The sequence below is a fragment of the Telluria sp. GW821-FHT07G12 genome (assembly GCF_059418525.1).
The window spans coordinates 1-7,409 of sequence record NZ_JBWKQA010000019.1 but is presented as its reverse complement, the minus strand read 5'-3'; the positions used below and the strand labels follow the sequence as shown (position 1 = coordinate 7,409).

Below are 7,409 nucleotides of genomic sequence, written 5' to 3'. Positions count from 1 at the left end.
CAGCCGCTCGTCCTTCCTGTACAGTTACTTCATCAAGGACTGCTGCTTGCCCAAGAGTTTTTCAACACAATAGACCCTAAGCCGACATTCGGTTCATGGGGCAGTAATTACCTTTGTAGCTTCGCTTCGTACTCGATTGAAATTTCATGGAAGCTAGTAAGGCTCTTCCCTACGCGTCCGCTTTCGCTTATTTGGTTGTTATAGGCAATGACGACGTGCGTGGCATCATGCCATTTTAAAAATGGGCTTTCGCTCGACTCGCCCATTGCATCAATGTAAAAAACGGCTGATTCCGCAGTGTCGCCATGACTGGCTATTATCTCATTCGGACGGCGAATATGAACTTCGTCATATAGCATTCCCTGCCCGAAGCCAAGACCATTGTCGACTTCTTCTAGCGTAGCTATCCATTTCCCATCTGGAGAGGCAACATCGATATGCTTACCGACGATTGGCCGATTATCATCAGAGTGATAGAATGCATACATGCTAGCAACAGCGAGCGATAGGCAGAGCGCCACGCCCAGTGCGATAACGAACCTTCCTATTGCCATTCGAATCATTCCTTTTCGGAAAAGCCGCTCAGCCGTATTTCAAGTCGATGATGACTGCCGTCAACGGCCGCTTCTGGCCGAACCCGGCCGTTCGTCTCAGCATAGCAGGTGGTAGCCCTGCTGAGTTCACGCAACGCCAGCTTCGAGAAAATGGTGGCCGGGAGCGCCGTCCTGATCGGCCACGACGGGGTGTTCATCGTCAAGGTCGTGCGCAGTTGCCGCTTGTCCCAATCCGACCTTGAGGATGCCTTGCGCGAGCACGGCTTCCCGTGCCCTTACCAGCACGGATTCTCAAGCGGCCACCAGGGCCTGGGCAGCTTGTCGCTGGTAGGCCTGGGGTGTCACGCCGGTCCAGCCTCTGAATGCGCGGATGAAGGAATTTACTTCCTCAAAGCCCAATAGGAAAGCGATCTCACCATTGGCCACGGTCTTGCTGCGCAGGTAATGGCGGGCCAGGTCTGCGCGTGTGCTGTCGAGCACCAGCGAATAACTGCTGCCAGCTTCGCTCAGTTGGCGTTGCAGGGTACGCTTGCTGACGGCCAGTTTGCGCGCGAGGTCGTCCACCGAGAACTCGCCCGCAGGCAGGGCCTCGAGCAGCGCCGCGCGAACGCGTTCGGCGATGGCGGCTGCGCCATTCAAACTGGCTAGGCTCTCACGCAGTCCGGGTTCGAAGAACGACCACATCGCGGGGTTGGACGTAAGAAAAGGTGCGACGCCGTCTTCGGCACGGAAAACGGCACGGATGTGCGGCCCGCTGCTGGGCATAATGCCGAAAAACGCCTGGTACGGCGCAGCATTGTCGGCAGTATGCGGCGTTTCCACCTTGAGCGGAACCACGTGCTGACGCGTGCCCAGCCTGGCAAGCTGAACGAAGAAGACCAGCTCTGTGAGCGCCATGTTGGCCGGTACCTCCTCATCGGTACCGAGGCAGGTGATCGTCAATGCAGTCTGGCGCGCGTCAGCCTCAACGTCCAGGCGAATCGGACCGATCAAGCGCTTGAACGCGGCCAGGCGTTGCAGGGCCGTGTTCAAATTGGGGCTGCATAGGCTGGCGAAGATGGCGGGATCAAAGGCTTCGACCGAGATCGCCTTGCCGACGCGCAGCGGCACCGGCTGGCCATCCGCAAGGGCTTCGACGGCGCGCCAGACCGCAAAGTACTGGGACGCCGACACGCGCGCCCCCGCGCGTGCAAACAGGTCGGCCGGCAGCCCGGCCGCGATGAGCACATCGCCTGGATTCATCCCCATGTCGGCGAGGATCAACCGCCACCCGGGTTGCACCTGAAAGTCGTTGGCTTGTCTACTCATGTGCTCAATGCCCGTGTCACGCCGGCCTGGGCCGGGATACGTCCGTCGTCGATCATCTGCTGGAACATGTCGGCGACCGTGGTGCGCAGGGGCCGAAACGACAGCCCCAGTGTGCGCACGCTCTTACCGTTATCGGCCTTCCAGGGCCAGCCGACATTGCGCGCCACGAAGCGCCGCGTGGTGTTGCGGTCGGCCAAGGGGCCCGCCAGCCATACTAACCATTTGGGCAGCAGTCGGCGCGGCAACGGATAGGCGCCGTAAGCGGGTCTAAGCGCATCGGCCATTTCCAGCAACGACGTATTATGCCCGGAAACTATGTGGCGGCCTTCGGCCGTAGGCAGGAAGGCGGCGCGCAGATGGGCTTCCGCCACGTCGCGCACGTCGACCGCGCCGAAGCGCAGGTCCGGCACGCCGGCCTTTAGGCGCCCGCCCCCCCAACTGCTGCAAGAGCTTGAAACTCTCCGAGCTGCTCTCGGGCGCCAGGCCAGGTCCGAACACCAGGCTTGGGTTGACTACCACTAACCGCCATTGCGACTGCTTCGCCGCGATGTCCCAAGCCGCACGCTCAGCGACCGTCTTGGAGTAGGAATACGGCACATGGCGCAACGACGAGCTGGAGTTCCAGACTGCTTCTGTCAGGACACCGCCGGGGGCCTGCGCAAGGTCGGCCGCGTCGCCGTACATGGCTGCGCAACTGCTGGTCAGGACCACGCGCCGCCCCGTGCCAGCCCTGGAGGCAGCGCCCAGCACGTTGCGGGTGCCCTCCAGCGCCGGCGCCACCAGCTCGGCAGCGGGATCGCGCACGTCTAACTTGAAGGGCGAGGCGGTATGAAACACGACCGTGCAGTCGCGCGACGCCTCGTCATAGGAGCCGGGAACGAGCAGGTCGGCCCGGAACAGGCGCAGCTCGCCCGGCAAGCCAGCAGCCATGCGCGTCAGGTGCGCCAGCCTGGCAGTATCGGCCGGATCGCGCACGGTGGCATGCACGGTGAGCCCGTGTTCCAGAAGACGCTTAACGATCCAGCCGGCAATGTAGCCGGTGGCGCCGGTGACCAGGACGGGTTTGCTGCGGTCGAAAGTAAGCATGGAAGCCTCGTTGAGATTGGGTTGCTGCGCTGGGCAGATGAAGCATTCTCACGTGACTCCTTGCGGATCAATGAACCCAATCGCGCCAATTCGCATGCAAACCGCGCCAGATCACCGGCAGTGATCGCTGCTAGCGCACCCATGCGACTTGGCGCTTCCGGATCAAAACGATGGCAGTGTATTTGTCGCCTCGAGACCCGAAATCTTTTGTATGGCCGATGTCCGCTTTTGGCCGATCTCGGCCGTTCGGGTCAGCATAGCAGGTTGCCTGAGCGGAAATGTCACGAACGGTCAGGACCGGCCGGAACCGACCCGTTTCGGACGGTCGTAAACAATGACCAGCTGCCGACTTAGCGATCAAACCATTGTTTGACCGCCAAGACAGCATTTTCAAGTGCATGTTCCAGTTCTAAGGTGAACACCTTCCAGTCCATGTGCATTTCTTCGTCCTCAAATGTTTCTATATCACGAGCGTGGATAAGCACCTCACCTAGTACAGGTGGTTCAATCGAAATCTGACAGCACTCATAGCTGCTGGACAAATAGACAAATCTAGCCGGGCGACCTCCAAATTCGCGACACAACGTAAAACCGTGCCTCAATGCCCAGGCATCGATAATTGAGTCTACTACTTCGTAACTCATATTTTCCTTGTGGCGCAAAGCAATGGCCGCTACCGCCAATTGCGGACCTACTTGGACGTCTGCAAACGACCCATTGCGGACCTTACGTAGCGGAGATAGGCCAAACTTCTATTTGCGGGACACGGATGTATCGATTTCCTTTGACAGCCGCTCCAAATAACCGCGTCCATGCTCCGCTTCGAGGGCATTAAAGATAGTCTGGTTGAACTCTCCCCGGAAAGTCTCGAACTCTTTATCGTAGACGTCCCCAGTGATGCACCATTCAATACCGTGCCGCTTATATGCACTTTCACGGTCCAGATCCCGCTGACCCGGCGGTAACCCTGGCACCAGGATGGCAGGGGTCTTGTTTGCTAGACAGAGCCTTGCCATAGCCGCCCCGTCACGCGTGTCTGGGTGCTCCTGGGCTTCCATGATCGCCAACTCGGTGCAGGTAACACGCGCCTGAGGGTCACGAAAATCGCTCAGCTTGACGCAAGCGAGGCGCCTTTCAAAACTTGCAGGCGCACCAGACCAACATCGTGCTGCATCAGGACGCTTGCTGAGCCCAAACGCCCCCTTTATGAATGCGTCACCGAGACGATGCATCGCCGTACTTCGTCCATTGACTGCTGCTCGAAACAGAAAATGAATACCTTCGTAAGGTCTGGCTTTTACTTGCCGCGCATGCGGACCGAGATACAACCCAGCGAGGCGCTCCTGCTTTTCTGCGTCTCCCAACCAGGCGTCAGGGCGCCAGGCATGGGCAAGCGTTTCGTAATCGCCGACGCGGATCAACCAGTTTTCGTACGCAAGATCCGGGTTTCCGAAAGCCGGAAATGACACGACACTTACCAAGATTAGCCCAAGCAGTTTCGATCGCACTGGCATACTCGCTCCGTGAATGGCGATGCACATTATTTCAAAAAGCCTGCGGCCCGCACCGGGCGTGAATGTCGGCTCATGGCCGACAGCGGACCCGTTGTAGCGCCTGCTATCGACCGAAGCAGACGTCGACAAGATGGCGCTTGCCTAAAAATTTCGCGAAGTGTACTAGTCGCCGCCGACAGTGATGGTCGCGTTGGGATGCTTCATCACGAAGTCACTGACTCGCTGAGCAAGGTCATCCTCGTATCGCCAAAATTCCTCATCCAGGCCGGACAGCAAAGCTTCGACTTCAGCATCATCCAATCTGTTGAGTTGTTCGAGTCGTTCTTGGCGATTTGCTGATGGAGCAGAGTTAGAGAAGATGGAGATAGCTTGAGTAAGCAACCTCTTCGTGGTTACGGCACCGATGGTGTCTAGGTGGATCAGCAGGTCCGACCAGTGATCGCCGAGAGAGTTGTAAAAAAACTGGTCAAAGCCGCCGTTATGAATCTCACCGTCTAGACACCAAACCAAATACACCAGTCTGGCCTCGGGCGATAGGCGGTCAATATGTTCGTTTACCGCATCATCAGGGTCAAAAGCGGTTTCCAAAGCTGATGTGAAGATCGCATAAGCGGGATCTTCCTGCTGAAGAACGTCAGAAAACCGCATATTGCTTCGCTCCATGAAAAAATCGATTTGCCGACGTCCGCTCCTGGCCGACAGTGGACATATAGCTACGTCCACTTCCCACCCAAACCGGGCACAGGTCAATGGCATTTCTTGAGAACTAGTCGGCAAGGTGATCACTGAACTCGCCTATACTTGTTCGTCCCAGGAATTTTCTCGAATGCGCAAGGTGCTGCAGTTTCCAGATACGGGATGATGTCGGCATCGTAGTTCGCCACTGTATTCACTGCGTAAATTTCGGTATGGCTTAGGTCATCAATGTAAGCTTTGTCTTCGTCGCCAGCAAAGAATCGCCAGCCACTATCCTCCTGTCTTCGCGCGATTTCCCTGTACATGTAGCCGATTTTCTGACCATCCACTGTAATTCTGTCTGTAGCAAACGCGCCCCCCATTGGTTGTATGAGTTTGCGAATTGCCTGGCTCGGCAAGAGGAAGTTCTTCGGTCGAGTTATCGACGTACCAGACTCGTTTCGCTTATCCAAGGACAAAGCAGGGCCAGACACAAACAGCGCGCAAACAGCCAAGAAGATTCTTCGGTGCATAGGACTATAAGGTTGGAAGTTTTATCAGTTGACTGACGTGCCCGCTGTTGGCTCATCTCGGCTGTTGAGTGCAGCATAGCACCTTGCACAAGCGGAAAGCTCACTGACTCTCACGGCAGGCTACTGTCGACCCAAAGCTGCCGTTGCACAGGCAACAGCCACATTCCGATGAGTGTACGGCCCTGCAGAAGAGCACGGGTATCAGGAACTACGGTGCGTTTAACTCACTCCGAGTCTGCGCGACGAAATTGTCTTCAATCTCTCCGGCCAACGCGCGGGTTAATGCTGCACGTGCATCACTCGACAGTGGCGAACCAGGAGAGATAGCAAGCTGTTCTAGGTCGCGGTTCGAGTCGAACCAAGCTTCTCCCGCCCCGGCAACGAAGTTGCTGATGTCGAGGGCACAACGTTCCACCGAATTGTCTGACTCATCATAATCAAAGTTGTATAAGCGTTTCGACGCGAACCCAGAAGCTACCCCTTGGAACTCATCCGAACTAGGGCCATTGAGCGCAACCGCTCTGAAAGGATCGTTGACGACTCGAATCCCAACATGTAGCCGGAAGCTTGGTGTGAACGAGAATTTATGGATGTGAACGAATTCGATCACGGGCAGCCGGATACGCGTGTAAAAGGTTGGTTTGCTTCGTTTGAAACCTGAAGGCGCCAATAGCTTGGCCACCCTCCGCAAAATCTTCTCCTTGTTACTTCGTTCGAGCTTTGGCTCCATCGAATTTTCTCCAAACCTATATGGAATTCCATCAGGCCGAGCACTGTGCATGAACGAATAATCTGACTGCCCGCTTTTGGCCGCTTGCAGACCGTCAGTAGTTTCAACTTTCGACTCCGCACAGAAACAGTCTTCTTATGGCCGCCGCCGCTGACGACACTGCCAACGAAAAGGCTAAAACGAATGCCAAAGCGGCAGCCGGCATCATGTAGCACCATAGTGCCAGTTGGTAAGGTTTACCTGCTACGGTACTAGATTCGAAATCAGTAAACCCATACCAGTGGCATAGAATGGCACCGAAGAGGAAGGCGACTGCCGTAGTGATCGTCCCGGTGACGACTGCAGACAAAATGCTACGTCGCACGCCAAGCTGCTCCATATAGAATTCGTTGAAGCGCCACGGATACCTCCAATACCGAGCAATGTAGACCGTCTGATACGCGCACAAGATGACGAATGCCATAACAAAAGTCTCGCCGATCACTGACTGGTAAAAGCTTGCCCCAAGCGGCCCGTCCTGAAGCGGGTAAGTCGGATAAATTAAAAAGACAATCCCGGCAATCGGTGACACGGCAGCTGCCAAGAGTCGTGCCCCGGTCGGAAATACAGACCCCAGCACTAGAACAGCACCGCAAAACCATAGCTGAAGCTTCAAAAGCTGCGTGACTAGCGCGTCTAGTCGCGAGACCTTCGGCTGGCTAGGCAGCAATAGGTCTCGGCGCGCAATCCGTTGCTTTACGATGCGATCGCTCTCTCCGTTCTTCTCGACGTTGTACACCTGACGTGCCTGCTTGTTTGAATTAATTTCCTGCGCTACTGATTCTACAGGCCATCTACCAATGGGTGAAATTGCCGCTCATCGAACGACCGCTCCTGGCCGATTCCGGACGTACTGTTGCGTCCGCTTACGACCTATTCCGTTGAAAAACTCTCCTTGATGCCAGCTCTGTCAACGCCTACCGTTATCTAGGTAAAGCGCGAAGACGGAGGCCGTGATGATGGGACATCA

10 protein-coding genes are annotated in these 7,409 nt (G+C 56.3%); all 10 read right to left on the bottom strand.

The window, feature by feature from the left end; all coding sequences use genetic code 11:
- Positions 1-107: 107 nt before the first annotated feature.
- Positions 108-554, bottom strand: a complete 447-nt coding sequence (locus tag AC07PE_RS27070) for a hypothetical protein (RefSeq protein ID WP_498770442.1) — start codon at positions 552-554, stop codon at positions 108-110.
- A gap of 291 nt (positions 555-845) precedes the next feature.
- Positions 846-1,862, bottom strand: a complete 1,017-nt coding sequence (locus tag AC07PE_RS27065) for an AraC family transcriptional regulator (protein WP_498770440.1) — start codon at positions 1,860-1,862, stop codon at positions 846-848.
- A complete protein-coding gene (locus AC07PE_RS27060; RefSeq protein ID WP_498770438.1) occupies positions 1,859-2,155 on the bottom strand; it encodes a hypothetical protein in 297 nt (98 codons plus the stop codon). The genes AC07PE_RS27065 and AC07PE_RS27060 overlap by 4 nt, the downstream gene beginning before the upstream one ends.
- Before the next feature lie 7 nt (positions 2,156-2,162).
- Positions 2,163-2,948: an NAD-dependent epimerase/dehydratase family protein gene (locus AC07PE_RS27055; protein WP_498770436.1), complete on the bottom strand. Its 786-nt coding sequence runs from the start codon at positions 2,946-2,948 to the stop codon at positions 2,163-2,165.
- 350 nt (positions 2,949-3,298) lie between these two features.
- The gene (locus AC07PE_RS27050; protein ID WP_498770434.1) at positions 3,299-3,592 is read right to left on the bottom strand and encodes a hypothetical protein; all 294 of its coding nucleotides are present in this window, start codon (positions 3,590-3,592) and stop codon (positions 3,299-3,301) included.
- 108 nt (positions 3,593-3,700) lie between these two features.
- On the bottom strand, positions 3,701-4,462 hold the full coding sequence (locus AC07PE_RS27045; RefSeq protein WP_498770432.1) for an SEL1-like repeat protein: 762 nt from the start codon (positions 4,460-4,462) through the stop codon (positions 3,701-3,703).
- 162 nt (positions 4,463-4,624) lie between these two features.
- On the bottom strand, positions 4,625-5,110 hold the full coding sequence (locus tag AC07PE_RS27040; RefSeq protein ID WP_498770430.1) for a DMP19 family protein: 486 nt from the start codon (positions 5,108-5,110) through the stop codon (positions 4,625-4,627).
- A 134-nt stretch (positions 5,111-5,244) separates the two neighbouring features.
- Positions 5,245-5,520 carry a DUF2185 domain-containing protein gene (locus AC07PE_RS27035; RefSeq protein WP_498770444.1) on the bottom strand — a complete coding sequence of 92 codons (276 nt, stop codon included), beginning with the start codon at positions 5,518-5,520 and terminating at the stop codon, positions 5,245-5,247.
- Positions 5,521-5,878: 358 nt separating this feature from the next.
- The gene (locus AC07PE_RS27030) at positions 5,879-6,400 is read right to left on the bottom strand and encodes a hypothetical protein (RefSeq protein ID WP_498770428.1); all 522 of its coding nucleotides are present in this window, start codon (positions 6,398-6,400) and stop codon (positions 5,879-5,881) included.
- A gap of 103 nt (positions 6,401-6,503) precedes the next feature.
- Positions 6,504-7,178, bottom strand: a complete 675-nt coding sequence (locus AC07PE_RS27025) for a hypothetical protein (RefSeq protein ID WP_498770426.1) — start codon at positions 7,176-7,178, stop codon at positions 6,504-6,506.
- Positions 7,179-7,409 lie beyond the last annotated feature (231 nt).

Bases quoted from the DNA above. Each gene is read 5' to 3' on its own strand.
- AC07PE_RS27050 (WP_498770434.1), bottom strand. From the start codon at position 3,592: ATGAGTTACGAAGTAGTAGACTCAATTATCGATGCCTGGGCATTGAGG.
- AC07PE_RS27030 (WP_498770428.1), bottom strand. From the start codon at position 6,400: ATGGAGCCAAAGCTCGAACGAAGTAACAAGGAGAAGATTTTGCGGAGG.
- AC07PE_RS27045 (WP_498770432.1), bottom strand. From the start codon at position 4,462: ATGCCAGTGCGATCGAAACTGCTTGGGCTAATCTTGGTAAGTGTCGTG.
- AC07PE_RS27070 (WP_498770442.1), bottom strand. From the start codon at position 554: ATGGCAATAGGAAGGTTCGTTATCGCACTGGGCGTGGCGCTCTGCCTA.
- AC07PE_RS27065 (WP_498770440.1), bottom strand. From the start codon at position 1,862: ATGAGTAGACAAGCCAACGACTTTCAGGTGCAACCCGGGTGGCGGTTG.
- AC07PE_RS27040 (WP_498770430.1), bottom strand. From the start codon at position 5,110: ATGCGGTTTTCTGACGTTCTTCAGCAGGAAGATCCCGCTTATGCGATC.
- AC07PE_RS27055 (WP_498770436.1), bottom strand. From the start codon at position 2,948: ATGCTTACTTTCGACCGCAGCAAACCCGTCCTGGTCACCGGCGCCACC.
- AC07PE_RS27035 (WP_498770444.1), bottom strand. From the start codon at position 5,520: ATGGGGGGCGCGTTTGCTACAGACAGAATTACAGTGGATGGTCAGAAA.